General features: G+C 40.9%; 25 protein-coding genes and 2 tRNA genes. 14 read left to right on the top strand and 13 right to left on the bottom strand.

The annotated features are described in order from the left end of the window. Positions 1–22: 22 nt before the first annotated feature. Both creC and EHO65_RS12635 read right to left on the bottom strand, forming a co-directional pair. A complete protein-coding gene (gene creC / locus EHO65_RS12640) occupies positions 23–1450 on the bottom strand; it encodes a two-component system sensor histidine kinase CreC (RefSeq protein ID WP_135774824.1) in 1428 nt (475 codons plus the stop codon). 4 nt (positions 1451–1454) lie between these two features. Beyond that, complete coding sequence (locus EHO65_RS12635; protein WP_135774822.1) at positions 1455–2132, bottom strand: response regulator; 678 nt, start codon at positions 2130–2132, stop codon at positions 1455–1457. Positions 2133–2284: 152 nt separating this feature from the next. Between EHO65_RS12635 and pdhA the strand changes: the two genes are divergently transcribed. Genes pdhA through fliG form a run of 4 tightly spaced genes read left to right on the top strand, consistent with a single transcriptional unit; the run spans position 2285 to position 6666 of the window. Next, positions 2285–3265, top strand: coding sequence for a pyruvate dehydrogenase (acetyl-transferring) E1 component subunit alpha (gene pdhA, locus EHO65_RS12630; protein ID WP_135774820.1), 981 nt, complete (start codon positions 2285–2287; stop codon positions 3263–3265). Continuing rightward, a complete protein-coding gene (locus EHO65_RS12625) occupies positions 3265–4239 on the top strand; it encodes a pyruvate dehydrogenase complex E1 component subunit beta (protein ID WP_135774818.1) in 975 nt (324 codons plus the stop codon). The genes pdhA and EHO65_RS12625 overlap by 1 nt, the downstream gene beginning before the upstream one ends. 44 nt (positions 4240–4283) lie before the next feature. Then, the gene (locus tag EHO65_RS12620) at positions 4284–5624 is read left to right on the top strand and encodes a pyruvate dehydrogenase complex dihydrolipoamide acetyltransferase (RefSeq protein WP_135774816.1); all 1341 of its coding nucleotides are present in this window, start codon (positions 4284–4286) and stop codon (positions 5622–5624) included. A gap of 22 nt (positions 5625–5646) precedes the next feature. Then, entirely contained in the window at positions 5647–6666 is a 1020-nt protein-coding gene (fliG, locus tag EHO65_RS12615; RefSeq protein ID WP_135774814.1) for a flagellar motor switch protein FliG, read from the top strand. A 188-nt stretch (positions 6667–6854) separates the two neighbouring features. On the opposite strand, the gene EHO65_RS12610 is transcribed toward fliG, so the two are convergent. Further along, positions 6855–6928: transfer RNA gene (locus EHO65_RS12610), tRNA-Asp, on the bottom strand. Positions 6929–7056: 128 nt separating this feature from the next. Between EHO65_RS12610 and EHO65_RS12605 the strand changes: the two genes are divergently transcribed. From EHO65_RS12605 to lysS, 4 genes are all read left to right on the top strand, one after another. Next, positions 7057–7728 carry a CDP-alcohol phosphatidyltransferase family protein gene (locus tag EHO65_RS12605; RefSeq protein WP_135774812.1) on the top strand — a complete coding sequence of 224 codons (672 nt, stop codon included), beginning with the start codon at positions 7057–7059 and terminating at the stop codon, positions 7726–7728. 63 nt (positions 7729–7791) lie between these two features. After that, a tRNA-Leu gene (locus EHO65_RS12600) sits at positions 7792–7874 on the top strand. A gap of 53 nt (positions 7875–7927) precedes the next feature. Next, on the top strand, positions 7928–8563 hold the full coding sequence (locus tag EHO65_RS12595; RefSeq protein WP_135774810.1) for a hypothetical protein: 636 nt from the start codon (positions 7928–7930) through the stop codon (positions 8561–8563). A gap of 1 nt (position 8564) precedes the next feature. After that, on the top strand, positions 8565–10064 hold the full coding sequence (gene lysS, locus EHO65_RS12590; RefSeq protein WP_135774809.1) for a lysine--tRNA ligase: 1500 nt from the start codon (positions 8565–8567) through the stop codon (positions 10062–10064). Between the two features lie 89 nt (positions 10065–10153). On the opposite strand, the gene EHO65_RS12585 is transcribed toward lysS, so the two are convergent. Beyond that, positions 10154–10699 (bottom strand): hypothetical protein, encoded by a 546-nt coding sequence (locus EHO65_RS12585; protein ID WP_135774807.1) that lies wholly within the window; start codon positions 10697–10699, stop codon positions 10154–10156. A gap of 113 nt (positions 10700–10812) precedes the next feature. On the opposite strand from EHO65_RS12585, the gene serA reads away from it, so the two are divergent. Both serA and EHO65_RS12570 read left to right on the top strand, forming a co-directional pair. Beyond that, positions 10813–12036 carry a phosphoglycerate dehydrogenase gene (serA, locus tag EHO65_RS12580; protein WP_135774805.1) on the top strand — a complete coding sequence of 408 codons (1224 nt, stop codon included), beginning with the start codon at positions 10813–10815 and terminating at the stop codon, positions 12034–12036. A gap of 515 nt (positions 12037–12551) precedes the next feature. Further along, complete coding sequence (locus EHO65_RS12570) at positions 12552–12857, top strand: PilZ domain-containing protein (protein WP_167482032.1); 306 nt, start codon at positions 12552–12554, stop codon at positions 12855–12857. A gap of 68 nt (positions 12858–12925) precedes the next feature. Here the strand turns inward: EHO65_RS12570 and EHO65_RS12565 are convergent, their stop codons facing one another. The 4 genes from EHO65_RS12565 to EHO65_RS12550 all read right to left on the bottom strand — a co-directional run bounded on the left by EHO65_RS12565 (position 12926) and on the right by EHO65_RS12550 (position 16029). Then, positions 12926–13135: a hypothetical protein gene (locus tag EHO65_RS12565; protein WP_008590531.1), complete on the bottom strand. Its 210-nt coding sequence runs from the start codon at positions 13133–13135 to the stop codon at positions 12926–12928. A gap of 168 nt (positions 13136–13303) precedes the next feature. Further along, entirely contained in the window at positions 13304–14197 is an 894-nt protein-coding gene (locus tag EHO65_RS12560; RefSeq protein WP_135774803.1) for an alpha/beta fold hydrolase, read from the bottom strand. A gap of 4 nt (positions 14198–14201) precedes the next feature. Beyond that, positions 14202–14684 carry a DUF309 domain-containing protein gene (locus EHO65_RS12555; protein WP_135774801.1) on the bottom strand — a complete coding sequence of 161 codons (483 nt, stop codon included), beginning with the start codon at positions 14682–14684 and terminating at the stop codon, positions 14202–14204. After that, entirely contained in the window at positions 14668–16029 is a 1362-nt protein-coding gene (locus tag EHO65_RS12550; protein WP_244243528.1) for an aldo/keto reductase, read from the bottom strand. Before EHO65_RS12550 ends, EHO65_RS12555 begins: the two co-directional genes overlap by 17 nt. A gap of 336 nt (positions 16030–16365) precedes the next feature. Here EHO65_RS12550 and EHO65_RS12545 point away from each other — a divergent pair, with 336 nt between their 5' ends. Genes EHO65_RS12545 through EHO65_RS12535 form a run of 3 tightly spaced genes read left to right on the top strand, consistent with a single transcriptional unit; the run spans position 16366 to position 19714 of the window. Continuing rightward, entirely contained in the window at positions 16366–17067 is a 702-nt protein-coding gene (locus EHO65_RS12545; RefSeq protein WP_135774798.1) for a succinate dehydrogenase cytochrome b subunit, read from the top strand. Then, entirely contained in the window at positions 17067–18983 is a 1917-nt protein-coding gene (locus tag EHO65_RS12540) for a fumarate reductase/succinate dehydrogenase flavoprotein subunit (protein WP_135774796.1), read from the top strand. Before EHO65_RS12545 ends, EHO65_RS12540 begins: the two co-directional genes overlap by 1 nt. Next, positions 18983–19714: a succinate dehydrogenase/fumarate reductase iron-sulfur subunit gene (locus tag EHO65_RS12535; RefSeq protein ID WP_135774794.1), complete on the top strand. Its 732-nt coding sequence runs from the start codon at positions 18983–18985 to the stop codon at positions 19712–19714. The genes EHO65_RS12540 and EHO65_RS12535 overlap by 1 nt, the downstream gene beginning before the upstream one ends. A gap of 68 nt (positions 19715–19782) precedes the next feature. Here the strand turns inward: EHO65_RS12535 and EHO65_RS12530 are convergent, their stop codons facing one another. From EHO65_RS12530 to EHO65_RS12510, 5 genes are all read right to left on the bottom strand, one after another. Then, positions 19783–20685: a PALP domain-containing protein gene (locus tag EHO65_RS12530; protein WP_135774793.1), complete on the bottom strand. Its 903-nt coding sequence runs from the start codon at positions 20683–20685 to the stop codon at positions 19783–19785. Between the two features lie 3 nt (positions 20686–20688). Then, the gene (gene lepA, locus EHO65_RS12525; protein WP_135774791.1) at positions 20689–22494 is read right to left on the bottom strand and encodes a translation elongation factor 4; all 1806 of its coding nucleotides are present in this window, start codon (positions 22492–22494) and stop codon (positions 20689–20691) included. A 105-nt stretch (positions 22495–22599) separates the two neighbouring features. Continuing rightward, a complete protein-coding gene (locus EHO65_RS12520) occupies positions 22600–22980 on the bottom strand; it encodes a TIGR04452 family lipoprotein (RefSeq protein WP_135774789.1) in 381 nt (126 codons plus the stop codon). A 103-nt stretch (positions 22981–23083) separates the two neighbouring features. Next, a complete protein-coding gene (locus EHO65_RS12515) occupies positions 23084–24076 on the bottom strand; it encodes a UDP-3-O-acyl-N-acetylglucosamine deacetylase (RefSeq protein ID WP_135774787.1) in 993 nt (330 codons plus the stop codon). A gap of 6 nt (positions 24077–24082) precedes the next feature. After that, complete coding sequence (locus EHO65_RS12510; RefSeq protein ID WP_135774785.1) at positions 24083–24766, bottom strand: DUF6989 domain-containing protein; 684 nt, start codon at positions 24764–24766, stop codon at positions 24083–24085. 126 nt (positions 24767–24892) lie between these two features. On the opposite strand from EHO65_RS12510, the gene eno reads away from it, so the two are divergent. After that, positions 24893–26191, top strand: a complete 1299-nt coding sequence (gene eno, locus EHO65_RS12505; protein WP_135774784.1) for a phosphopyruvate hydratase — start codon at positions 24893–24895, stop codon at positions 26189–26191. Positions 26192–26194: the final 3 nt, after the last annotated feature.

Genomic DNA, 26194 nt, shown 5'->3' with positions numbered 1-26194 from the left:
TGGATTTCGTGAGGAACCGGGCTTAAGGTTTGATTGGCAGGAAAAAAAGTGAAATCACTCCCTTTTCCCAATTGTTTATTTCTACCCGCCCCGAATGTAATTCAGCAACTTCTTGAACAAATGTAAGGCCTAAACCGGAACTTTTTCTACCCGTGTCCGGTCTAGGTAGAGAGTAAAATCTTTCGAAAATCCTTTCTAATGCGTAGTCTGGAATACCCGGTCCTTCGTTTTTGATCTCGATAAACCATTCTTTATCCTGCAGAAGTCCTGTATTAATTCTGACCTCTGTATTTGCATAAGAAAAATCTAAAGCATTTTGTAATAGATTTCGGAATGTAGTAATTAAAAAGAAACGGTTTCCATCTATAAAAACATCTGGTCCGGACAAGTTTAGCTTTATCTTTTTTCTATCTGCTTCCGGGGTCAAAGAACCCAGAACTTCCTTTAAAAGTTCCTTCGTGTTCAATCCAGTTTGTATCTCCAAATTGGACACATTCTCCAAAGCACTTAATTCTAATAATTTTTCGATTACTGTCTGTATCCTTTTACTTTCTAACTGAACGTTTTGCAAAAGAGGCTTTAATCTTTTCGGATCCTCTGCTAATAATTCTACGGAGGCTAAGATAGAAGATAACGGGCTTTTTATCTCGTGAGTCAAAACCTGTATATAATTCTCTACATATTCTTTTCCTGCAATTTCACGAACAAGTTGATCCATTTGTTCACCCAATTCTCGAATTTCAGGAACTCCGATCTTCGGAAGACTCGGTCTTTTCTTAGAACGTAAGGCTGCCACATATCCGGATAATTTTCGGATAGGAGAGAAGATAAAGTAAACCGCGATACAAAAAACGAGAGAGATAAAGACGGCAACAAGAAGGCTTGTCTTATAAAACTTCTCCTTTGCAAAATCTATAAAAGGTAGAATACTTCCTTTCGGTTTTACAATCGTAAGAACGCCGGTTATCTTTCCTTTGAAGTAGATTGGTGCCGCAATAAATATCGCACTTTCTGAATCTGATGCGCCTAATTTGCTAGATCTTACTCCGTATTTTCCTTTTAAGGTAAGGAAAACGTCATTATATCTAGAATAATCTTCACCTACCCTTTTTTCGGCAGAATCATATAGTACGATCCCTTTTGCATCAGTTACATAAAATTCTAGATCAATTTTTCTTTTGGTATGATTATAGATCTTTGCATTAAAGTTCTTTTCTTTAGCCTTTTTAAAAGAACCTCCCAATGCTCTATTAATATTGGATTCAAAATTAGCCTCAGGATGTTTTAAAAGTTCTTGTTCAATGAGAGAAGCGAGTACATATACAGTGTCGTTCATGGATTCTTCCACAGTTTCCATGTAACGAGGGCGAATAGATTCTTCGATCTTATCTACTAAATAGTAGAAGCCGATCGAGAACGCAAAAAAAAACCGATGATGATCCGAATCCAAAGACTCATATAGATTCCTTCAAGCCGTATCCTTGTCCCCTTCTTGTCTCGATCGGATCCAAGTCAGGGCGGATCTCTTTTAGTCTAGCTCTTAAATTTTTGATTACAGTATCTACTGCACGGTCAAAACTATCTTCAGGTTCCGTCCAAACCAAATCCATAATTTCTTCTCTAGTAAAAATTTTACCTCTACGTTTGATAAATAATACCAGAGTTTTATATTCGTAGGGAGTTAAACCCAAAGACCTTCCATAATAATAAATTACCTTTTTATCCTCGTCCGTAACGAAATCGGTGGCCTTTTCTTCCAGTTTTCCGTCGTATCTTCGAAGTACTGCGCGAATACGTGCTACTAACTCCCTCGGGCTAAAGGGCTTTACCATATAATCGTCCGCCCCTAGTTCTAAGCCAAGTACGCGGTCCAGTTCGGATTCTCTTGCGGTAAGTAGTATTACAGGTATAGAATATTTCTTTCTAAGCTCTTTTAAAATTTCTAAACCGCTGGAGTCTGGAAGTCCTATGTCTAATACGAGTAAATCCGGAGATTCCGATAGAAGTGCGAAACACTCCTTGCCAGTCATTGCTGTCAAAGCCCTAAATCCCTCCGATTCAAGGACTATACGAATAGTATCGATAATCCCTGGTTCATCTTCAGTTACAAGGATCGTTCGAGCAGAGTTCATTCAGAAAAAGGAAATAGGTAACCCTGACCAAGGAAAGGAAAATTTTTTCCAATATAAGCTTTTCATTTTTTTTCCAAAATTTCGGAAATCAGTTTGCATATCCTAGTTCTAAGAAGATATTTTGCGATTGTTTTCGTATTTCCTAAAGTACTATGAGCCAACCTAAAACAAAAAAAGAAACCGAAGATCTATTAGAATTATACAGACAAATGCTTTTGATCCGCCGCTTCGAAGAAGCTTCTGCCAAAGCATACAGCATGGGCAAAATTGGCGGCTTCTGCCATTTGTACATCGGTCAAGAAGCTGTGGGCGTGGGAGCAATCTCTGCTCTAGAACAAAAGGATTATATAGTTTCCACCTATAGAGATCATGGACATGCACTTGCCAGAGGTCTCGAACCCAAAGCTCTCATGGCTGAATTATATGGCAAAAAAACTGGGATTGTTTCAGGTAACGGTGGCTCCATGCACTTCTTTGATAAGAAGAAAAATTTCATGGGAGGGCATGGGATCGTAGGTGGGCATATCTCACTTGCTGCCGGTATCGCATACGCGTCCAAATACCGGGAAGACGGAGCGGTTACATTATGTTTTTTTGGAGAAGGTGCAGCAAACATCGGATCCTTTCACGAAGGAATGAATTTAGCTGCAATCTGGAAACTTCCTTTGGTTATGATCTGTGAGAACAATCATTATGCGATGGGAACTCCAGAGTATAGAGCTCTCTCAGTCAAAGACGTTTCCGTAAGAGCAACTGCCTATGATATCGCGAGAGATCATATAGAAGGCGACGAAGTTCGAAAAGTCAGAGATCACGTAAAGGTTGCCGTGGAAAGAGCAAGAAGAGGAGAAGGTCCTACTCTAATGGAAATTTCCACCTACAGGTTCAGAGGCCACTCCATGTCCGACCCTGCTAAATATAGGACCAAAGAAGAATTAGAAAAATATAAACAAGGTGATCCTCTTATAAAAGCGGAAAAGGATCTACTATCAGCGGGCTGGGCCCAAGAAGAATTGACCAAGATGGACGAAACCATCCTCAAAACAGTCGAGGAATCGGTAGACTTCGCAGAAAAAAGTGAAGAGCCTCCTCTTGGCTGGTTGTACAAGCATGTTTATGCGGAGAACGTATAATGGCAGTACTCACATATAGAGAAGCACTCAATCGAGCCATGACGGAAGAAATGGAGAAGGATCCAAATATCTTTCTCATGGGAGAAGAAGTAGGACATTACGAAGGAGCCTATAAAGTTTCCCAAGGAATGCTCGCCAAGTTCGGAGAAAAAAGAGTGATTGATACTCCAATTTCCGAGAACGGATTTGCAGGAGTCGGGATCGGAGCGGCAATGGTGGGACTTAGGCCAATCATAGAATTTATGACTTGGAACTTCTCACTTGTAGCAATCGATCAGATCATTAACTCCGCAGCAAAAATGAATTATATGAGTGCGGGACAATTCCCGATCCCAATCGTTTTCAGAGGTGCCGGTGGTGCCGGAGGAAGACTTGCAGCCCAACATTCTCAATCCTTCGAAAGTTGGTATGCACATATTCCCGGATTAAAAGTACTCGCGCCTTACACACCTTCCGATGCTTACGGACTCTTAAAAACTTCCATCCGGGATAATAATCCAACCATCTTCATTGAAAGCGAAGTATTATACGGTTCTAAGGGAGAAGTTCCCGAAGGAGAATTTTTGATCCCGATGGGAAAATCGGACATCAAAAGAGAAGGAACGCAACTCACGATCGTGAGTTGGTCCAGAGCGCTTATGTACGTTCTTCCTGCCGCAGAAAAACTGGCAAAAGAAGGAATTTCAGTCGAAGTTATAGATCTAAGAAGTATAAGACCTTTAGATGAGGAAGGGATTTTGGCTTCTGTCAGAAAGACGAATAAAGTGCTAATCGTGGAAGAAGGTTGGAATGTAGCAGGATTTGGAGCACAAGTGGCTTACCTTATCCAAAAAGAAGCATTCGATTATCTGGATTCTCCTATCGAAAGGATCACCCAAGAAGATGTTCCTATGCCTTATGCAGCCAATTTGGAAAAATCCTCTCTCCCAAGCGAGGAAAAAATAATAAAAAAAGTCAGAGAAATGATTAAGTAAATCATAATATTCGAATATTATTATATTATAATTAGGAAAAATACATGGCAAAAATTTCCGAAATGACCCAGCTTTCCCCAACGATGTCGGAAGGTGTTTTGGTAAAATGGCTAAAGAAGAAGGGTGACTCTGTCGCTCCCGGAGAAATATTAGCTGAAGTCGAAACCGACAAAGCAGTCATGGAAATGGAGGCATTCGACTCCGGGGTGATTTTGGAAATTTTAGCTCAGGAAGGGGCCAAACTTCCCGTCGGAGCCCCAGTTGCTATCATAGGAAAAGCGGGAGAAGATATCACTTCCCTACTTTCGGAGGCAAAATCCAGATCCACTACCTCGGCGGCTCCTACTCAGAACTTACCAGAACCTGCACCAACTACCTCGCCTTCTCCAAAACCTGCCCCAAGTCCTTCACCTAAAAAGACTGAAAATGTAGTATCTTCGACAATTTCCGAACCGGAAGAAGAAGCTCCCGCACCGAAGGAAAGTTCCGTTTCCAGAGGACTTTCTCCTGGGGCACTAGAGGGAAGAATTAAAGCTTCTCCTTTGGCAAAAAGACTAGCAGAAGAAAGTGGGATCGATCTTTCTAAGATTCGAGGAAGTGGGCCTGACGGTAGGATCATCAAACGGGATATTGAAAACGGGATCTCTGCATTTTCATCCAGCGGAACTTCTCCATTTGCTGGAGAAATTATACTAGAAGAGAAACTCCCGATCTCAGGAATGAGAAAAACAATTGCTTCTCGGTTGGTTCATTCTAAAACCCACCAGCCTCATTTCTATTTGGATATGGAAATTGATGCAGATGCACTTGTCAATTTAAGAGAAAATTTCAACTCCGATCTTAAAGAATCAGGAGAAGAGATTAAACTAAGTATAAATGATTTTATCATACGGGCTTCTGCGCTTGCGCTTCTAAAAGTACCCGAAGTAAATTCTTCCTGGAGAGAAGATCATATTCTAAAACATGGAAGAGTGGATATTGGTGTAGCAGTTTCTATTGAAGGCGGACTTATCACTCCCTATGTAAGGAATGCAGACAAAAGGTCTGTTTTGGAAATCGGTAGGACGGTAAAAGAGCTTGCTTCCCGCGCAAGGGAACGAAAACTCAAACCGGAAGAGTTTTCAGACGGAACCTTCACTGTTTCCAATTTGGGAATGTTCGGAGTGAATCGTTTTGCAGCGGTGATCAACGAGCCTGAGGCCGCAATCCTCGCAGTAGGAAACGTGGTATCTAAACCGGTAATCAAAAACGGAAACATAGTCCCCGGAAAAACTCTTTCAGTCTGCCTTTCCTGTGATCATAGAGTGGTAGACGGCGCGGTGGGAGCCGGTTGGTTGGAAGTGTTTCGAAATTTTCTGGAACATCCTCTTCGGTTACTTGCCTGATTTTTTAGTGGGCTAAGAAGCAGTGGATCAGGATTCCAATCTTAAAATAAGAGACCAAAAAGTTAAAAAAGCAGCAATGCTACTTCTATCCTTAGATAAGGATGCAGCTGCCAAGGCATTGGCCCAACTGGACGAGAAATTGATTGAAGAGATCGTCCAAGAAATGGCGAAGATCAAAACAATCAGTAAGTCTGAAAAAGAAGAAGTTCTCTTGGATTTCCAAGGTTCACTGAAAGACCTGGCTGCAGAATCTAGAGGCGGAATCGAAACCGCTAGAGAATTACTCCAAAAGTCTCTTGGAAAAGAGAAGTCCGAAAACATATTAGGAAAACTAGATAGAAAGGACACGGAAGAAGATTTTTCCTTTTTAAACGATGCAGAGCCTCAAACTCTTGCTCACCTACTCGCTCCGGAACATACACAAACTATCGCAGTCACACTTGCATTTTTACATCCTAAAAAAGCCGCTGAAACTCTTAAGTTTTTACCAAAAGAACTTCAAAGTAAAGTAGCGCTTAGACTTGCAAATACTACTAAAACACATCCAGACGCGATCCGTCAGATCGCAAAAGTTCTGAAGAAAAAATACGAACAAAGAGATAAATCCGAATTCAGCGAAGCGGGAGGAGCAGAAGCTCTCGCGAATATACTGAACCATATGGATAAATCTTTGGAAGAAACAATCCTAAAAGAATTAGAAGAACAATCTCCTGAACTCGCTTCTCAGGTTCGTGAAAAATTATATACATTCGAAGATGTACTTCTTCTTAACTCGAAAGAGATGAGGCTTCTCATTAATCGTATTGCTGACGACGATCTAATCGCGATCGCCCTTCGAGGAGCCTCCGACCAGATCAAAGTCCATTTCTTCGAAGCAATGTCCAAAAACAGAGCCAATGATATTTTAGAAAGTATGGATATCCGAGGAAAAGTGACCCTGAAAGAGATCACAGATGCAAGGAACAGTGTTCTTACAGCATTGCGCGATTTGGAAGAGATCGGGGAAATTATTATTAAAAAGGACTCGGAAGAGTTTATCTAGAATATTCGCGATCAACTGATCGATTTATGATTTTTAGTTCTTAAAGAAAATTATATTTTAAATTCGGGGTCCTCAGCCTTTGGCCGAATGCGCGATCTCCGATCGCATTTATTACGCTCCCTATGGGTCGCTATAAATGCTCACGCTCAAAAGCTTCGAGTCAAAGTCTAGTTGATTGTTGGGAATTCCGGAGCTGACGGGACTCGAACCCGCGACATCCTGCGTGACAGGCAGGCACTCTAACCAGCTGAGCTACAGCTCCTTTTATGAAGAACATAATTTCTGAGCGGGCTCGGGGGTCAATTCGTTTATCTGAAAAAGGGATGAATTTTTAAGTCCCTTCCATAGCCTTTCCAATAGCGGAGTTTTTCCGCCCGACGGCTTTCTTAGATGCTTCACGAAAAAAAACCAAAGGATCTACTCGAAGAGAGGGTATTTACTCTTTCAAATTTTCTATCCGTCTCTAGAGTTTTACTTCTTCCTTTTTTTATACAATTCACTCGTAAACATATCGAGTCTCCTCGTAACGGTGAATATTTATTTTTAGCAATAGGCACCTGTGTTCTTGCGGTGCTTACAGATTTTTTAGACGGGTTTCTAGCCAGACTACTCTCCCAAGAATCGGTTTTGGGAAAATATCTGGATCCTATCTGCGATAAGTTCGTCACCATCGGCGGACTTTCTGTAATCGTTCATTATTATCAATTCCCTCTATGGATACTTCTCATCTATATCTTGAGAGAAATTTTAGGAGTTTGGTTGGGTGGATTTCTATATTTAAAAAGAGGGATCCAAGGAAAACCGAATTGGTGGGGGAAGATCGGAGTCGGTCTTGTTGCAGCCGCAGTCCTTTGGTATATGACCTTACCTTTGATCGGTCCTACTTTACCTGAAAATCATTTCTTCCTTCATCCTGAATATTCGGGTTATGTATTGGTCCTGATCTTAAGTATTGGAGTGGTAGCTTATTCCAAAAGATATTGGAATATAGTGTTTCATCCGGAAAGATTCATCCTAGATCCGGAAGATAAAAAGCAGAAGAAAAAGTACGAATTGGTCTAATCCCGGTCTTGGTTGAATTTCCTTGACACCGGAGCCTAGCCACCCATTCTGTCAATCGCGACCGCTCGGGTGGTGGAATTGGTAGACACGCAAGCTTGAGGTGCTTGTGCCGGTTCGGTGTAGGGGTTCGAGTCCCCTCTCGAGCATCGTCCTACCTAAAACCTTTCCCCATTTCGAAAAACCAACCCTCGGTAAAACTATGGCATCGGGTGCTCTCTCCGTTAAAGATTTCTTAGACAAAGCCAAACTTGTTTCTTACGGCTTTTTCGGACTATTGATCCTATTTCTGATCTTATTCTTCTCTTCTCCTTATCTTTTAGTTTCAAAAGCAGATCCTAAAAAATCGGACGCACTTGTAATAGAAGCAATCGAAACGGGTAAAAAAGATAAATTCAAACAAGCAGCTGCTTTATGGAAGAAGGGCCTCGCTCCTGCGATCATAATTCTGCATTCTCCACCGAACCAAGATTCTGATTTGGGAATTGTAGGAGATCCAACGGCTTCTTTACAAACATATCTGGTATCCTTGGGAGTAGATGAAACTAAAATCCTAGTTTATACCGTAGAATCCGGTCCTCAAGAATTCCCTAAAACCCTCTTAAAGATCGCATTGGATCGCCAATGGAAAACTTTTCTTTTGATAGGAAAAGAATACGATTCTGCAACCCTGTTAAAATTATATAGAAACGTATTGGAGCCTGCGGGAATTTATATCGCGGTCTCCAAAGTAAGTGAAGGGATCGGATCCTGGGATTGGTTTACAAAACCAAAAAGCCTGGAATCCATCTTAGGAAGACTCTCGAAACATTTATATTTGATACTATTAGGAAATTAAAATGTCCCAAGACTTAAAAGAAACAAACGAACTTATCCAACAAAGAATCGAGAAGATTAAAAATCTAAAGGAGAAGGGTGTGGATCCCTACCCTATTAGATTCTTCCCTGATTCAGATTCAGCATCTTTAATAGAGATGTATTCTAAAACTCCCACAGGACCTGAGAAAAAATTTTTATTAGGCGGACGTTTGCATTCTAAACGTGTAATGGGAAAAGCAAGCTTCGCTCATTTGAAAGATAAGTCCGGAGTGATACAACTTTATGCAACCAGAGACGATCTGGGAGAAGAGAATTATACTCTTTTCAAAAGTTTGGATCTTGGGGATCTGATCGGGATAGAAGGTTATCTTTTCCAGACCCAAAAGGGAGAAACTACTCTTCATTTAACTTCGGTTACATTACTCGCAAAATGTGTTCGCCCTCTTCCTGTCGTAAAAGAGAAGGACGGAGTGATCTACGATGCTTTCGCTGATGTGGAACAACGATACAGAATGCGTTATGTGGACTTAGTAGTTAACGATCAGGTGCGAGAAACTTTTATCACTCGCAGTAGGATCGTATCTGAGATCCGTAATTTCTTAACTTCCGAAGGATTTTTGGAAGTGGAAACCCCAATGATGCAACCGATCGCGGGTGGCGCAGCAGCTAGACCATTCGTCACTCATCATAATACATTGGATATGCAATTATTCCTAAGGATCGCTCCTGAATTATATCTAAAACGTCTAATTGTTGGCGGATTAGATAGAGTATTCGAGTTAAACAGAAACTTCAGGAACGAAGGAATTTCAACCAAACATAACCCTGAATTCACCATGATGGAGGCTTATATGGCTTATGGTGATATGGGAAAAATGTTGGAGCTGACAGAAAAGCTCATCACTACAGTTGCCCAAAAGATCTGCGGAACTCTAAAGATCAAATACGGAAACGATCTAGTGGATCTTAGCCCTCCTTGGAGAAGAGTGAAATACGTGGATATTATCAAAGAATATTCAGGGATCGATTTCTCTCAGGTAAAAACCCTAGAAGAAGCAAAAGAGAAAGCAAGTTCCGTAAAAGTAGATGCAAGTAAATGTACTTCTATCTGGAAAGTAGCAGACGAGGTATTCTCTGAAAAAGCGGAACCAAATCTGATCCAACCGGTATTCGTAACCGATTATCCTAAGGAACTTTCTCCATTAGCAAAATCGAATCCAGAAAATCCGGGTTATGTGGAAAGATTCGAACCTTATATCGTTGGTAGAGAGATCGGAAATGCATTCTCAGAGTTGAACGATCCATTCGATCAAAAAGAAAGATTCGAAGATCAAGTGAAACAAAGAGAAGCAGGAGACGATGAAGCATTCATGATGGACGAAGATTATATCCGAGCCCTTGAATATGGAATGCCACCTACTGGAGGTCTTGGGATCGGAATAGATCGTTTGGTAATGTTACTTACAAATTCTCAATCGATCCGAGATACCATCTTATTCCCTCTGATGAGACCTGAATAACCAGTTTCTAATAGAAAAGCCCGGATCTTTCCGATACCGGGCTCTGGCAAATTTCGACCCCGAGGCCACGTGGTTCGGGCAATACTTTTTTAATGATTTGTGATCGTTAGTTTCGCCTGAGCATCTAACTTTTCTTTTAGGTCTTTCAATAAAGATTTCAAATTATCCGTATTGGAAGAGCTTAAAGTGAATGTACTCGTATTATCTCTAGAAGAAAAGCTGAATTGGACTTCTTTCGCCGATAGTAATTTATCTGCTACATCCACGGGAAGAATAGAGACTACACGAACTGTATCCCCATAATCCGTAGAAGTTTTTCGGAGGTTATGCCAAGTTTGGTCTAACTTCATAGAGATCCCGATCGGAAAACTTTCTTCGAAAGAACTCATATAGTATTCCAAGAAAATTGGCTTCTCTCCTGACTTATTGAGCAGGATCCCTTTAAAGTTCAGAGACCCGGGTTTTCCTGCACTGCAGAAAATCGCTCCAGGGCATATTGGGCCACTTCTGAAAAGTGTCTGCTCAACCACTGGTTCAGGAAGGATTTGAACTCGAGCAGAGCAGGAATTTAGTAAAACGCCAAAAAATACGGCCAAGATAGAAACTTGTAAAAAAGAGAAATTAGGACGGATCATTAAAAAGTGGTCTCCTGTGTGATTTCCATTCCATTCTTCCCACGATCTCCCAAAGGTGAAGTAAAAAATCCGTTTTCAGAGAAGCCAAGGATACGTTCCATGGTAATAGAACTATGATTTCCTACCCGAAAGAAAAGATAAACGTCCTCCTATTAGAGAATGTACACCAAGACGCATTCCAACTCTTTCAAAAAGACGGTTTTAATGTCCGCCTTCTCCCTCAAGCAATGGGCGAAGACGAACTTTCGAAAGAAATCGAGAACATTCATGTTCTGGGGATCCGAAGTAAGACCAATCTGACCGCCCCTGTTTTAGCCAAGGCAAAACGACTTATGACCGTAGGTTGTTTCTGTATCGGGACAAACCAAGTGGATTTGGCGGAAGCGGAGAAGAAAGGTATCCCGGTATTCAACGCACCTTATTCTAATACTCGTTCCGTTGCAGAACTTGTAATTGCAGAAGTTGTAATGTTAGCAAGAAGGGTCCCTGACCATATCCGAAATACTCATGCGGGTATTTGGAATAAAATTTCTAAGAACTGCTTCGAGGTTCGTGGGAAAACCCTGGGGATCGTAGGATACGGCCATATCGGAAGCCAGGTTTCCGTACTTGCGGAAGCGATGGGCTTAAAAGTGGTCTATTACGATACTCAAACCGTGCTTCCTTTAGGAAATGCAACCCCTCTCAATTCTTACGAAGAATTACTTTCAACTTCTGATTTTGTTACATTTCATGTTCCTGAACTTCCTGAAACGACAAACCTTTATGCTTCAAAGGAAATCAAAGTCACGAAAAAAGGTGCTTATATCATCAATCTTTCTAGAGGAAAGGTTGTGGATCTGGAGGCTCTTGCCGAGGCAATTAAGACCGGTCATATTGCGGGCGCTGGAGTGGATGTTTTTCCACAAGAGCCTGAATCCAATAGCGATCCATTCATCACTCCTTTGCAGAATCTCCAAAACGTAATATTGACCCCTCATATCGGCGGTTCTACTGAAGAGGCTCAGAAGAATATTGGGACAGAAGTTGCTTCTAAACTTTTGAAGTTTGTAAACAACGGTTCCACTACTTTTGCAGTGAACTTCCCACATCTGGAGTTAAACCCAATTCCTCAGGGAATGTATAGAATTCTGAACGTTCACAAAAACCAACCTGGGTTCTTGAAAGATATCAACAGTATGGTTTCCGAGATAGGAGCAAATATCAGCTCCCAACACTTAGGAACTAGTGCTGAAATCGGTTACCTTTCAATGGTAATCAATATGAGTGTTGGTGATGAACTGAAAGAAAGAATAGAAAGACATCCTGGATCTCTTAAGACCAGAATTCTTTACTGAACCAATTTTAAACCAAATACTTCAGTTTATATTCTCTTGGAGAAATGATTTCGATTTTCTGAAACTGTTTTAATTTCAGAAGATCGGAATCTCCACTTAAGATCAAATCCGCTTTTGCAGATTCGGCAATAAAAAATTTCCAAAGAAGGATGGAATGCTGCCAATTCGCTTAATAAATTAGCAATAAAGAAGAATAATCTGAATCTTGTCGAAAATCTGCCATGTAGTAACTTCGACTAAATAGCAAAATTAGAGCCCTCAATCAACTAGAGACCCAGCTCCCTTTCTGCTAAACCTTTCCTTTCGTTCGCTATATTAGAAAGTGACTTAATATTTTAGTGCATTGCACGATTTTATTTCTATCCGGGGCCTAATGTAAGGTTACTGGTATAGAAATTGCTATAAAAAAGGTAATCTGCTCTCTGACCGATTTTTTCAAGATCGTAAAAGGATCTTAATCGGAACGTAAGCGACTTAATCTAAGCTCTTTCAGATAAACCGGGAGGATAACCGCCATGAAATACAATAGAATCCCTTCCACTCTTAACGTAGGCTTTCAGATTTTAGAAAGTTCTAAGCTGAGAATTGCAGAAAATGTGCTCGTAGGAATCGTTCATAGAACAGATATTCCGTGGGAGCCGGGAACTAACCTGGCTTTGCAAGTAGGAACGCTAAGTATCTCTGGTTCCATTGATATTCCTATGAAAGTAATCAAGTGCGATCGTGTTTCCGATGCAGAATACGATGTGTTCTTGAATTACACTGAAAAGGATTTCGATAAGATCAAAGAGATCGAAGAATTGATCCAGACATTAGCTTAAGATCTTAAACAAACACCGGGATGCCCCGGTGTAGTTTTGATCATATTGAAGGGAGTCGCCTTTTGGGGTCAGGCGACGAATAGATCCGCTTTTTGGATCATGGTGAGAGAAATTTTGCTAGGATTCGCTTTTTGTGGGAAATACACGATCTCTTCGCCTACGAGTCTTCTATTTTTATCCAATTCGATAATAGAACCATCTTTCAAATGAAGAATGATGTCTATTCCTCGGTAGTTTACGTATCTTTCCATTTGTTCTTTAAATTTGCTGCTTACCATGTTCGCCCCTAACTACAAAACGTTGGAGGAAAACTATTCCGGTACTATAAAAGTACAAGTTTTTTTTGAAAAAACTCAGTAAATTTTTTTATGTCTCAGAAGTTTTCGTACTAAACATGCGTGAGTAATAAATACGTTATCCGACACATCGATATATTTAAAATTCGTTTACTTCAAATTTGTTACGTAGAATTCCTCGAGTATACTTTCGAGAAGTTCCGGGCGATCATGATGCATATTATGGCCTGCATCCTCTATTTCAATATATTTTAAATTTCTAATATGCGAGAACACTTCCTTGCTATCGTCCAAAGCAAGATGAGTTTTTTGTCCATATACAACGAGGACATTACAAGAAATTGTTTCCCACAAATGTCTGGTAAATTGAGGACTTAAAAAAACGGGGGGACCATTTTTATAAGAAGGATCGCTCTTCCACATATAACCGCCTTCTTCTGCTGGCCTTGTTAATGTTTCCGTGATCTTTAAAAGTCTTTCTTTGGGAAGTCTTGGATAGATTGGCGCAAGTCTTGCTGCCGCGTCTTCTACAGATTTGAAATTTTTCTGGCGTTTTCTATCTTTTCCTGCGAGACTTATTTCCCAATTTTCCAACCAGCCAAGGAACCTTCTTCTTTCTTTTTCCGGATCTTGGAGAGAACTAAATCCTTCCAAAGATACAAGACTTTCTACTCTCTCAGGATACAATCCGGCGATCCTAGAACCTAAACCGCCTCCCATTGAATGTCCAAGTATATGGAATTTTTCAGGAAGAAATTTTTGGATGAACGTTTTTGTATCCACCAAAGGAAGCATGAAATGGTAAAAACCTTCTCTCAACCATTCTGAATCCCCATGTCCTCTATAATCGAAACGGTAAAGATCGAAATGTTTGGATAGATATTCTTCCTGGAACAAAAAGGTTTGAGAAGAATCCATAAATCCATGAAGAAGAAGTAATGCTCTACCCTTTCCATTATCTCTTTTTGTATAATGGAGTTTATATCCACCTGATTCGAAAAATCCGTTTTCTTGGTTATTATTTTGAGGATCCGAAATTTCCATAGGGTCACGATGCGGGGAAAACAGAACTTGAAAACAATTCCTTAATGTTTTCTTTCATTTCGGGCAAGGAAAGTTCTTTAATTCGTTCGAGGTCCCAACTTTCTTCACTTTGGAAATTGCTCAAAAGTTTTTCTAAATAAGAGATTATAAGAGCATTTTGTGTTTTTCCGAGGGAAGAAAGTTCTCCAGTTTCCGAAAGTTTTAGAAACTTCTCCCTGGACTTCTCTGCTTGCATTTTAGATCCACGTATATTCGGTTTTACGAAAACCTTATTCAAGGAAATTGCAAGTTGGATCCATCCGTGTAGAAGAAGCCGTCTGCCGTCTGTTTCCTTCTTCCATTGAAATTCGAATACTTCATGTAATTCGAAATATCTACCTTTTAGATAGAGTTTTCGTCCTTCTCCCCAGGCGTAGTCAAGGGTCGCATCCGCGTCCCCTTGTTTCACTTTTTCTAATATGGAAAGTATTTCAGGATCGAATTCCATTTTCTCCCCATTCCGATCGTGGGATTCGTGGCGGTTCATTTTTAAAGATTGGAAGAATATCCCGGACATACTTTCTTTTTCTCATTCCGAGAAGGACGACTCCTTTTTCCAAAAGAGACGCCAAATGAAAAACCATGAGAGAGGATAAACTTTCAGGTGCTTCTCCATTTGGATGGAATCGGGAAACTAAGTTTTCATATAGTCCTGATAGATTTTCAGAAGAACGAATTTGTATTTGTTCTTCCAATAATGGAAGCGCCGTGTTTAGGACTCGTAGGTATTCTTCCGCGGATTCTTTTCCTTTTTCGGAAAATACTTCGTCGATGACTGCTCGTAAAGCAGGGATCCAGGATTTTTGTAGAAGTATCTGGAATTGTTCTTCGGAGCGGACTTTCTCCCCATAGGTTTGCCAAAGTTTGGAAAGTGAATTCCGGTTCGGATTTTGGGAAAGTGCTTCGAGGAGAGAGGATTCGAGTTCTAGGATTTGTAGTATCTTCGACTGATCTAAGGTTTGATTTTGGGGAGTATACGATAATCGGACCATTCCCTTTCCTGCTTGGAATGAGTTTAGTGGTCGGTTGATCAGAGGGAGAAGGTCGAAGTTACTACAGATTTCAAGTAGTATCTTTCCTTGCGATTGATTCCTAAGAAATCCATCCTCATACCAATTCCCAGGAAATTGAACCACTGCGAATCCGTTCTCTTTTCCCGCAATTTTCTCTGCGATTTGTAGGCACTTCGACAAAGAAGTATGCGTATATTCCACTTCCGGCACAGGAAATGTATTGCTGGAAATTCCATAAAACTGGATTTTCCCTTCTTTTCTTGCCTTCTCTAAAAATTGAAAAGCCTCTTTGATCCTGCGATAATATTCCGCTTGGGCTTCTTCTTTTGGAATTCCATTCTTTTCGGAATGGCTTAGGAAATATTCAGGATTATGCAATAAGAATGCATCGATGGTAGAAAGTCCGAGGCGCTTTCTAGATCTTTCCAATTGGTCTTCTAAAAATTCAGGAGAGATACAATGATAGCAGCCAGGTTGGTAGTATGTGATTTCCGGAAATTGCTCTTTCTCCTTTTCTTTCGACTCGACCAATTTCATATTTCTTCCCTGGATATATCCAGCCTTTGTAACGATAAAAATTTCCTTTCGGTTCAGTTGTCTTTTTTTGAAATTTTCATCCAGGACCTTACCAACTAAACTTTCAGCTTCTCCATCTCCATAGTTGGCGGAAACATCAATGACGTTTACTCCGGAGCGAAGGGCAAATTGAAGAGCTTCCTTATGTTCCGGATCTTCTAATCCGATCCTGTATCCACCGAACGCGATTCGGGATAGTTTCAATTCTCGGAATAAAAAATAGCCTGGTCCTTCTCCCTTTTTTCCTGGAGGAAGTTTTTCCTTTCTCCCCTCGTAAAGGGGCTCTCTATACAAAGTCTGAAACGGATCTTTTGAAATCATTTGCGGTTTTTTGAATTTTCGCGTCGCACTAAATGAGACCAAGTCTAAATATTCCTCAGCAAATGTCCATTTTTTGTCTTTTAGTTTAAAAGTGCTTTTCGTCTAGACCTGATTTTTTATCCTACTTTGTAGAGGGATTCTAAATTCGATCTTTCGTTTTTACTCCCTTCCTCAAACAAATCGATGACTTCTTCCCATGATCCTCACAGGAGATTTTGAATGGATTTTCAAGCTGGATATCTAAGGTCGTCCATCGGTAGAAAGACTATCGTTGCGATTACCGGAATCATTCTCTTCGGCTTTGTGTTTGTACACATGCTGGGGAACCTCCAGATCTTCCAAGAACCAGATAAGATTAACACTTACGCTGAGTTCTTACACAATTTAGGCGGACTATTATGGCTGGCCCGCGGAATTCTCTTAGTAGCGTTCGTATTACACGTTTACTACGCCCTCAAATTGTCTCTTGAAAACAAGAAGGCAAGACCGGTTGGCTATGTAAAAGAAAGTACGATCCAAGCGACTTTGTCTTCCCGCTATATGGCTTTGACTGGTTCCGTATTATTAGCTTTCGTAATATACCATTTGCTTCATTTTACTATTGGTAAGATTCAGCCTGAAAACTTTGCACTCCAAGAAACCCTTGGCGACAGACAAAGGCATGATGTTTACACTATGGTGATCTTAGGATTTAAGAATGTTTACGTTTCTATTTCCTATATCGTAGCGATGACCTTGCTTGCGTTTCATTTGCGTCATGGAGTGACGAGTGTTTTCCAAACTCTTGGTTTTAACACCACTTTCTGGGCGCCTAAGACGAACGCATTTGCAATTCTCTACGCTTTGACCATCTTCATCGGCAATGTTTCTATGCCGGTTGCCATTCTTCTCAACTTCGTGAAAGTTCCAGGAGCGCAATAATGAGTTTAGATTCCAAAATCCCATCGGGTCCCTTGGAAAAAAAATGGGACGATTATAAATCCCATATCAAATTAGTTAACCCGGCTAACAAAAGAAAATATACGGTTATCGTAATTGGAACTGGTCTCGCAGGTGGTTCCGCTTCTGCTACATTAGCAGAATTAGGATATAATGTTAAAACATTCTGCTTCCAAGACAGCCCACGTAGAGCTCACTCAATTGCTGCTCAAGGTGGTATCAACGCAGCAAAAAACTACCAAAATGACGGTGACTCGGTTTATCGACTCTTCTATGACACGATCAAAGGTGGAGACTTTAGAGCAAGAGAAGCTAACGTATATCGTTTAGCTCAAGTTTCTGCAAACATCATTGACCAATGTGTCGCTCAAGGCGTTCCATTCGCGAGAGAATACGGCGGACATTTGGACAATAGATCCTTTGGTGGAGCCCAAGTTTCCCGTACATTCTACGCGAAAGGTCAAACTGGACAACAGCTTCTATTAGGAGCCTACTCTGCACTTTCCAGGCAGATCGGTTTAGGAAATGTGAAGATGTATCCAAGAACTGAGATGTTGGATGTGGTTGTGATCGATGGTCATGCAAAAGGTGTGGTGATCCGTGACTTAGTAACCGGCCAAGTAACAGTTCATTCTGCAGATGCAGTGGTTCTTGCTTCCGGTGGATACGGTAACGTATTCTATCTTTCCACAAACGCAAAAGGTTCCAATGTTACAGCTACATTTAGAGCTTATAAAAAAGGTGCCTTCTTCGCGAACCCTTGTTACACTCAGATCCACCCTACTTGTATCCCAGTTTCAGGAGACCATCAATCCAAATTGACTTTGATGTCCGAGTCTCTCCGAAATGACGGACGAATCTGGGTTCCTAAAAAACAGGGAGATACTCGTAACCCTGCGGATATCCCTGAGAGCGAAAGAGATTATTATTTAGAAAGAAAGTATCCAAGTTACGGAAACCTCTGTCCTCGTGATATTGCATCCCGTTCCGCAAAAGAAGTTTGTGATGCGGGATTCGGCGTAGGACCGGGAGGCCAAGGTGTTTATCTGGACTTCTCCTCTGCGATCAATCGTCTGGGAGAACATACAATTGCTGAAAGATACGGTAACCTCTTCCAGATGTATGAACAGATCACCGGAGAAAATCCTTATAAAGTTCCAATGAGAATTTATCCAGCTGTTCACTATACAATGGGCGGACTCTGGGTGGATTATAATCTGATGAGCAACCTTCCAGGTTTATTCGTGATTGGTGAAGCAAACTTCTCTGACCACGGAGCAAACAGACTCGGAGCTTCCGCACTTATGCAAGGACTTGCGGATGGATATTTCGTTCTTCCTTACACCATCGGAAATTATCTGGCAGAAGTTGGATTCGGAAAAACTCCTTCTACGGATCATGCCGAATTTAAAAAAGCAGAGATAGATGCAAATTCACAACTCAATAAATTCCTTTCCATCAAAGGAAAGAGAACTGTTGATTCTTTCCATAAAGAACTCGGAAAGATCATGTGGAATAATTGCGGAATGGCAAGGACCGATAAGAGCTTAAAAGAAGCTCTCGTGAAAATTCCTGAGATCAGAGAAGAATTCTGGAAAAATGTAAACGTTCCTGGTTCCGGTTCTGATCTAAATCAATCCTTAGAAAAAGCAGGAAGAGTTGCGGACTTCTTAGAGTTCGGAGAACTTCTTTGCTTAGATGCTCTTACAAGAGAAGAATCTTGTGGAGGACATTTCCGTTCCGAACACCAAATGGATGACGGAGAAGCAAAACGTGACGATGAAAAATTCTGTCATGCTACTGCTTGGGAATGGAAAGGTGTGGGCGCAAAACCTACAGAGCACAGAGAAAAACTGGAATTCGAGAATATTAAACTCGCTACGAGGAGCTACAAATAATGGACCTCAAACTAAAAGTCTGGAGACAGAAAAACGCAAAAGAGAAAGGCAAGATCGTAAATTACGATGCAAAAGGGATCTCTCCCGATATGTCTTTCTTAGAAATGTTGGACGTAGTTAACGAGGACCTGATCGTAAAAGGAGATGATCCGATTGCGTTCGAGCATGATTGTAGAGAAGGTATTTGCGGTTCTTGTAATATTATGATCAACGGAGAGGCTCATGGGCCTCTCCCTGGTGTGACGACCTGCCAACTTCATATGAGAAGTTTCAAAGATGGGGACACTATCTTTTTAGAACCATGGAGAGCAAAAGCTTTCCCGGTTTTAAAAGACCTGGTCGTAGACCGTAGCGGTTTTGACAGGATCATCCAAGCCGGAGGATTCGTTAGTATCAATACGGGAGGAGCTCCTGACGCAAACGCATTACCAATCCCTAAAAAGGATGCGGACGTTGCAATGGACGCTGCGACCTGTATAGGTTGTGGAGCTTGTGTAGCTTCTTGTAAAAACGCTTCAGCTATGTTATTCGTTTCTGCGAAAATTTCCCACCTTGCACTACTTCCTCAAGGACAGGTAGAGAAAAAAGAACGTGTGAAAAACATGGTAAACGCGATGGACAAAGAAGGTTTCGGAAATTGTACAAATCAGTATGAGTGCGAAGCTGCTTGTCCAAAAGATATCAAACGGGATTTCATCAGGGTTCTAAACAAAGAGTTTATTCTTTCTTAAGATCCTGGTTAAGACCAATTGAGAAAAAGGCCTTCGAAAGAGGGCCTTTTTTGTTTTTGGGGAGTTCGTCAAAGAATAGAAGAAATTCCTCCTTGTAGAATTCCACCTTGGTAAATATATAAAATCCTACCTTCAAGCTCACGTCTTTCCATCATAGATTCAATAATGCTAATAGACTTTGCAGCATAGATAGGTTCAAAGTAGATCCCAAATCTTTTTTGATATTCCTTTGATTTTTCTAACCAGAAGTTTCCTTTATTGCCGAAGGAAAAATCTCCTTCTAATTTTTCTTTCGGATCGATTAAGTTTTCGTAGGGTAAATCTATATTTTGAAGTAGAAGTGACGACAGATTAGATTCCATCCAGTTAGCAAACTTCTCCTTTTGTATACCGAGACAAATCCCGGTTACTGGAAGTTTTCCCCACAAGATTGCGGAAATCCAGGTAAGTCCTGAACCGACATCTAAAACGACCTGATCGTACTGTGTCGGATCAATTTCTTCCCAGAGAGAATCGAGACCCTGCAATGTGGATGATGTGAATAAATATTCTGGGATTAGGATCTGGTTGGAAGGGAGGGATTTTGTAGTATCTTCGACGGCTTTCCCCCATTCCTTCCTCGTAGGGTACAATTCCTGTTCTGAAAACCGTTTCGAAATGATAGAAGCAGGAGTAATTAGCTTTGGATCCCTGGAATATCCCAGGATTTTTGTAGGCACTTCGACAGATCGAAAGAACAAACTCCCGGCCAGGATCGCATTAGAATGCAGATTCCCTTGTAAAATAACCTTTTGGATTTCTCCTGCCCGGAATTTCGATTCCAAACTATTATAAATTCCGAGTAATTTTCGGATCTTAGTCCCTTGGGAAAAGAAGATACGATCTTCTCTTTTGATAAATAATTCAGAAGAATGTACTTTGAGAACGGATTCTACTCCAGTTCTGCGGGGACGCAAAACGGAGTCTTTCAAAGATTAGTCCCCGGTTTTTAAGACTGCTAGGAAGGCTTCTTGAGGGATTTCCACGTTTCCGATCTGTTTCATCCTCTTCTTCCCCTCTTTCTGTTTCTCTAAAAGTTTTTTCTTACGAGTGATATCTCCACCGTAACATTTAGCAGTAACGTTCTTACGAAGAGCAGAGATACTTTCTCTTGCGAGGATTTTTCCTCCAACTGCAGCTTGGATCGGGATCATAAATTGGTGACGAGGAATGATCTCTTTTAATTTTTCAATGATCTCTCTACCACGGGATTCCGCCTTAGAAGTATGAACGATCATAGAAAGTGCATCCACAGATTCTCCGTTTACGAGAATATCCATTTTAACAAGTCTAGACGCCTTATAACCGCAAGGCTCATAATCTAAGGAAGCATAACCTCTGGTTAAAGATTTTAGTTTATCATAAAATTCGAAAATTAACTCGGCGAGCGGGATCTCATAAGTCAACTGCACTTTATCCTGAGAAAGATAAACGGTGTCCAACTGGACTCCTCTTTTATCAATCGCTAAGGACATGATGTTCCCTACATACTCATTCGGTGTGATAATGGATGCTTTTACATAAGGTTCTTCTGTAGCTTCTATAAAAACAGGATCAGGGAATTTAGAAGGGTTATCTATATCGAATACTTCTCCGTTTTTCATTCGGATCGTATATTTTACGGAAGGTGCAGTAGTGATCAGGTCAAGATTGAATTCTCTTTCTAATCTTTCTTGTACGATCTCCATATGAAGAAGGCCTAAATACCCTACCCTGAATCCGAATCCTAATGCTGCAGAACTTTCTTTTTCATAAACAAGAGCCGCATCGTTCAGTTTCATCTTTTCGATCGCATCTACTAATTCTTCGAATTGTTCTCCCATAATAGGGAATAATCCGGCGAACACCATAGGTTTAGCGTCTTTATAACCGGGAACTGCTTCTGTACTTGGATTAGAGAATAATGTAACCGTATCTCCAGTCCTTGCATCAGAAACTTTTTTGATACCTGCGATGATATATCCTACCTCTCCAGCGGTGAGAGAATCTGTAGGTGTTAAACCAATTCCTTTGATACCAACTTCGTTAACTGTAAAATCCTTTTGGCTACTCATCAAAAGGATGCGATCCCCTTTCTTAACTGTCCCGTCGAATACCCTGATCTTAATCACAACACCCATATATGGATCGAAATAGGAATCATAGATCAGCGCTTTAAGAGGACCTTTTGGATTTCCTTTAGGTGGAGGGATTTGTCTTGTGATTTCTTCTAAGACCGCTTGGACATTCAGTCCTGTTTTTGCAGAAATCGCCACGGCATTCTCCGCATCTAAACCTAAACTGTCTTCAATTTGAAGTTTTGTCTTCTCTACATCGGCTGCCGGAAGATCCACTTTATTCATGACTGGGATAATTGCTAAATCTTGTTCCATTGCAAGATAAAGGTTCGCAAGAGTTTGTGCCTCTACGCCTTGGCTCGCATCTACTATGAGAAGAACACCTTCGCATGCTTTTAAGGATCTAGATACTTCGTAGGTAAAATCCACGTGACCCGGAGTATCGATGAGGTTCATCGTATAAGTATTACCGTCAGCAGCGGTATAATTGAAGGTGGCGTTGTTCGCCTTGATCGTGATCCCTCTCTCCCTTTCAATATCCATGGAGTCCAGGATCTGGTCTTTTTTTGTCCGATCATCAGTGATCCGGCCTATTTCCAAAAGTCTGTCCGCTAAAGTGGACTTACCATGGTCAATATGGGCGATAATCGAAAAATTGCGGATGAATTGTTGGCGGTCGGACATTGCTAAAAACAAAGTCCAGCGAGACGGACCCCCTGAAAAGCCTTTTACTGGGGGAAATTTGTCCCCGGCCCCGTTAAGGACCGAGGAGAAGATATTGAAAAGGAACTAATCTACGTTTCCGTAAACATTATTGTCAGGCTGCAGGTTTGAGCATTGACCAAACAGAATTCCGATAGAAGGTCGAAGCCCCAAAGCTCCGAATAATTTGATCTCGTCTACGCACGCATTCACATCCTCCTTCGCATAGTATTCACCAGGCTTAATTCCTGCCAAAATAGGGGGAAGAACGATATTATTCACATAAGTGGTTCCTGTAAAATCACCTGTAGAAATCGCGTATAATTGAGCAGCAACAGTTGCCGCATCCGCAATTTTATCCTTCGCCTCACTACCTTTATAACGATTCGTTAATCCGGTAGTGTTTAACGCCACGCAGTTTACTGCGATCGTTAGAATAAATAAAAGCGGTAATATTCCGATCCGCATTGGAAACCTCTTCTGAGAAAATTTGGACTCTGTTTTGATTTTTTAAAACGAAACCGTTTCTATTACAAGTAGTTTTAAGTTTTTGGAAATCATTTGCCTGAAATTAATTTCCGATCCTAATCCCATGTTTTTCTAATTCTTCCGGATTGCAGGAAAATTGGGCGATATCTATCTGTTTGTGATGATCGAACAGAAAGGTTGTCATCTTTCCGAAAAATTTTCCTTCGTATTTTTCTTCCACGAAACGTAACCAAGAAATGATATCTATCAATTCATGACAGATAAATTCGTAATTATAATCCGATCTTGGATCCTTAAATTTGTTCCGAATATTATAAATTTTTTCTTCATCTAAAAGTAATACGTTCTCCAATGTGAAAGGATAATCTTTCAATCCTCCGGCAAGTCCGATTTGGTAAAAACTTTCTGCATCCTTTTTATTACGGAACGCAGTTGTTCTTGCGTCTCCGAAGTAGGAAAAATTTTCAGGAGTCAGCTCAGTCAGTATCCTGGATTTTCCGACTGTTGTTCCGGGATATTCTACTTGGTGGTCTATTAAAAGTCCTTTTGTTTCCTGGGTCTCAGGCTCTAATATACAATAACCCTTGTCCCAAACCAATGCAAAAGGAGAAGATACGGAGATCTTTTTTCTTTTCTCTAACTTTTTCCAATTTCCCTTCGATTGATCCATATAGACCTGATCACAATAATCGAATGTAGGAAAACTGGATTCGCTCAAAGTGAAATCGGCATATACCCCAAAGGCCAACATCCATGCAAGAGGATGTTCAATTACCTTCACTTCGCCTAATTGTATATTATGATTTCCTTTAATACATTTCTGGCTATCCAGATCATACCTGGTCCCATTCCAGCTAAAGCCGGACATTCCATTCTGAACAGGAATGACTTTGACTATTGCATCCTTATTTTCGAAGGTGGCCTTACCTTCTACACTGAATTCTTTTTGGATCGTATAAGAATAGTCCGGATCTATATCCACCTTCTTCACAAACTCAGGAGGAAGACGGAGAATCTCCGGATTTCGATCCGAGATTAGGTCTCTAATTTCTGAAATTTTGGTCAGGACCTTCATTCTTTCTTATACTTTCCAGACACCTTCTACAAATAAATAACTGAAGGAGAGCGCTCCCAAATATACGGACATTGTTGGAATTGCCCAAAGTAATTTCGTTCTAAACGGTTTATGCTCCGTATGAAAATATGCAAATGTAGCAAATATTCCCAAAACAAATTCAGGAAACAGAACATAGATTGCGGTATGCCCTATCATAGAAACATTCTGAGCATACCAAACTGGGATTAGCCTCATGAACTCTTCGGACAGGAAGAAGATAACAAATGAACTTATTCCGGCTAACACATATTTGCTGATTGGATTTGCTTCCGGATATCTTTTCTCGAATCTAGTAGAAACATATACAATGATAAAAAGTGGAATGGTCCAAAGTCCTGCCATATATGCCGACACTGTTCCTATCTTGTAAAATCCATCCGGAGGAAAAACTAAAACCCCAAGCACCTTGGATAAAAACCAATCCGGGACCACTTGCAAAATACTTACAGGCAAAACAAAAAGGAAAATATCCATCCAACGATCATGTTCCCAAACCTGAGCCACAATCGGCAGAGAGATATTATAGACTAGGACCAGAAAAAACATTCTCCAACCTGTTGTAGCTGGGACTGGAAGTAACAAAACTATGATACATAGTATTGTGAAGGAGATATGAAAGAATATAGAATGCTTTTCTGTCGTTTTCATCGATGGATTTCTATCTTTATAGCCGGTCCAGGCAATCTTTTTTCCTCCTTTTCCCGCTTGATTTATTTCCCCGTAACAAAAGGATTTCAGGAAAAATCTATAAGAGATAGGTATTATAAGAATCACATGGCCCAATCCTCCAAAATTTCGGCGATCCGCGCCCGCGAAATCATGGATTCCAGAGGAAATCCTACGGTAGAAGTAGATGTAAAGCTGGAAGACGGCTCCTTCGGTAGAGCTGCAGTCCCTTCCGGAGCCTCCACAGGAGAATACGAAGCAGTTGAATTAAGAGACGGGGATAAATCCCGTTATTTAGGCAAAGGTGTCCTAAAAGCAGTAGAGAACGTAAACGTAAAGATCAAAGACGTTTTGATCGGAGAAGATGCTTTAGACCAAAACAGAATTGATTCCCTAATGTTGGATAAGGACGGAACCAAAAACAAATCCAAATTAGGCGCAAACGCAATTCTCGGAACTTCCCTAGCGGTTGCAAAGGCAGCAGCTTCTCATACAAGACTTCCGCTCTACAGATACATAGGCGGAAACTTCGCAAAAGAACTTCCAGTTCCAATGATGAACATCATCAATGGTGGAGCCCACGCAGATAATAACGTAGACTTCCAAGAGTTTATGATCCTTCCAGTCGGAGTAAATAGCTTCCGTGAGGCATTACGAGTTGGGGCAGAAGTTTTCCATAGTTTGAAATCAGTTCTTAAATCCAAAAAACTGAATACTGCAGTGGGCGACGAGGGCGGATTCGCACCTGACCTCGCAAGCAACTTGGAAGGATTAGAAGTGATCCTACAAGCCATCGAAAAAGCGGGTTATAAGCCGGAAAAGGACGTATTATTGGGTTTGGATGCTGCTTCTTCCGAGTTTTTCGACAAAACCAAGAAGAAATACGTTCTGGGTGGAGAAGGAAATAAAGAGTTCTCCAGTGCAGAATTGGTAGAATACTATTCAAATCTAGTCTCAAAGTATCCGATCATTACTATTGAAGACGGTCTGGATGAAAACGACTGGGAAGGTTGGAAACTTCTAAGCGAGAAATTGGGTAAGAAAATCCAACTCGTAGGTGATGATCTATTCGTTACCAATATAGAAAAACTTTCTCAAGGAATTTCCCAAAAGGTGGGTAATTCCATCCTGATCAAGGTGAACCAAATCGGAAGTTTATCCGAAACATTGGCGTCCATCGATATGGCTAAAAAAGCCAAATATACGAATGTGATCAGCCATAGATCCGGAGAAACTGAGGACGTAACTATTTCGCATATCGCGGTAGGTACGAACGCGGGCCAGATCAAAACTGGTTCCCTTTCCAGGACCGATAGGATCGCTAAATATAACGAACTTTTGAGAATCGAAGAAGAATTAGGTTCTTCTGCGGTTTACAAAGGGAGAAATACATTCTATAATCTTTAAACT

Source organism: Leptospira andrefontaineae (assembly GCF_004770105.1).
GTDB classification, from domain to species: domain Bacteria; phylum Spirochaetota; class Leptospiria; order Leptospirales; family Leptospiraceae; genus Leptospira_B; species Leptospira_B andrefontaineae.
Note: the sequence above shows the minus strand (reverse complement) of the source record. Positions and strands in the feature narration are given on the sequence as shown.

What these genes read in the sequence shown, in the direction of transcription:
- EHO65_RS12635 (WP_135774822.1), bottom strand. Translation starts at nt 2,132, where the DNA reads ATGAACTCTGCTCGAACGATCCTTGTAACTGAAGATGAACCAGGGATT.
- pdhA (WP_135774820.1), top strand. Translation starts at nt 2,285, where the DNA reads ATGAGCCAACCTAAAACAAAAAAAGAAACCGAAGATCTATTAGAATTA.
- EHO65_RS12625 (WP_135774818.1), top strand. Translation starts at nt 3,265, where the DNA reads ATGGCAGTACTCACATATAGAGAAGCACTCAATCGAGCCATGACGGAA.
- EHO65_RS12620 (WP_135774816.1), top strand. Translation starts at nt 4,284, where the DNA reads ATGGCAAAAATTTCCGAAATGACCCAGCTTTCCCCAACGATGTCGGAA.
- EHO65_RS12605 (WP_135774812.1), top strand. Translation starts at nt 7,057, where the DNA reads ATGCTTCACGAAAAAAAACCAAAGGATCTACTCGAAGAGAGGGTATTT.
- EHO65_RS12595 (WP_135774810.1), top strand. Translation starts at nt 7,928, where the DNA reads ATGGCATCGGGTGCTCTCTCCGTTAAAGATTTCTTAGACAAAGCCAAA.
- lysS (WP_135774809.1), top strand. Translation starts at nt 8,565, where the DNA reads ATGTCCCAAGACTTAAAAGAAACAAACGAACTTATCCAACAAAGAATC.
- EHO65_RS12585 (WP_135774807.1), bottom strand. Translation starts at nt 10,699, where the DNA reads ATGATCCGTCCTAATTTCTCTTTTTTACAAGTTTCTATCTTGGCCGTA.
- serA (WP_135774805.1), top strand. Translation starts at nt 10,813, where the DNA reads ATGATTTCCTACCCGAAAGAAAAGATAAACGTCCTCCTATTAGAGAAT.
- EHO65_RS12570 (WP_167482032.1), top strand. Translation starts at nt 12,552, where the DNA reads ATGAAATACAATAGAATCCCTTCCACTCTTAACGTAGGCTTTCAGATT.
- EHO65_RS12565 (WP_008590531.1), bottom strand. Translation starts at nt 13,135, where the DNA reads ATGGTAAGCAGCAAATTTAAAGAACAAATGGAAAGATACGTAAACTAC.
- EHO65_RS12560 (WP_135774803.1), bottom strand. Translation starts at nt 14,197, where the DNA reads ATGGAAATTTCGGATCCTCAAAATAATAACCAAGAAAACGGATTTTTC.
- EHO65_RS12555 (WP_135774801.1), bottom strand. Translation starts at nt 14,684, where the DNA reads ATGGAATTCGATCCTGAAATACTTTCCATATTAGAAAAAGTGAAACAA.
- EHO65_RS12545 (WP_135774798.1), top strand. Translation starts at nt 16,366, where the DNA reads ATGGATTTTCAAGCTGGATATCTAAGGTCGTCCATCGGTAGAAAGACT.
- EHO65_RS12540 (WP_135774796.1), top strand. Translation starts at nt 17,067, where the DNA reads ATGAGTTTAGATTCCAAAATCCCATCGGGTCCCTTGGAAAAAAAATGG.
- EHO65_RS12535 (WP_135774794.1), top strand. Translation starts at nt 18,983, where the DNA reads ATGGACCTCAAACTAAAAGTCTGGAGACAGAAAAACGCAAAAGAGAAA.
- lepA (WP_135774791.1), bottom strand. Translation starts at nt 22,494, where the DNA reads ATGTCCGACCGCCAACAATTCATCCGCAATTTTTCGATTATCGCCCAT.
- EHO65_RS12520 (WP_135774789.1), bottom strand. Translation starts at nt 22,980, where the DNA reads ATGCGGATCGGAATATTACCGCTTTTATTTATTCTAACGATCGCAGTA.
- EHO65_RS12515 (WP_135774787.1), bottom strand. Translation starts at nt 24,076, where the DNA reads ATGAAGGTCCTGACCAAAATTTCAGAAATTAGAGACCTAATCTCGGAT.
- EHO65_RS12510 (WP_135774785.1), bottom strand. Translation starts at nt 24,766, where the DNA reads ATGAAAACGACAGAAAAGCATTCTATATTCTTTCATATCTCCTTCACA.
- eno (WP_135774784.1), top strand. Translation starts at nt 24,893, where the DNA reads ATGGCCCAATCCTCCAAAATTTCGGCGATCCGCGCCCGCGAAATCATG.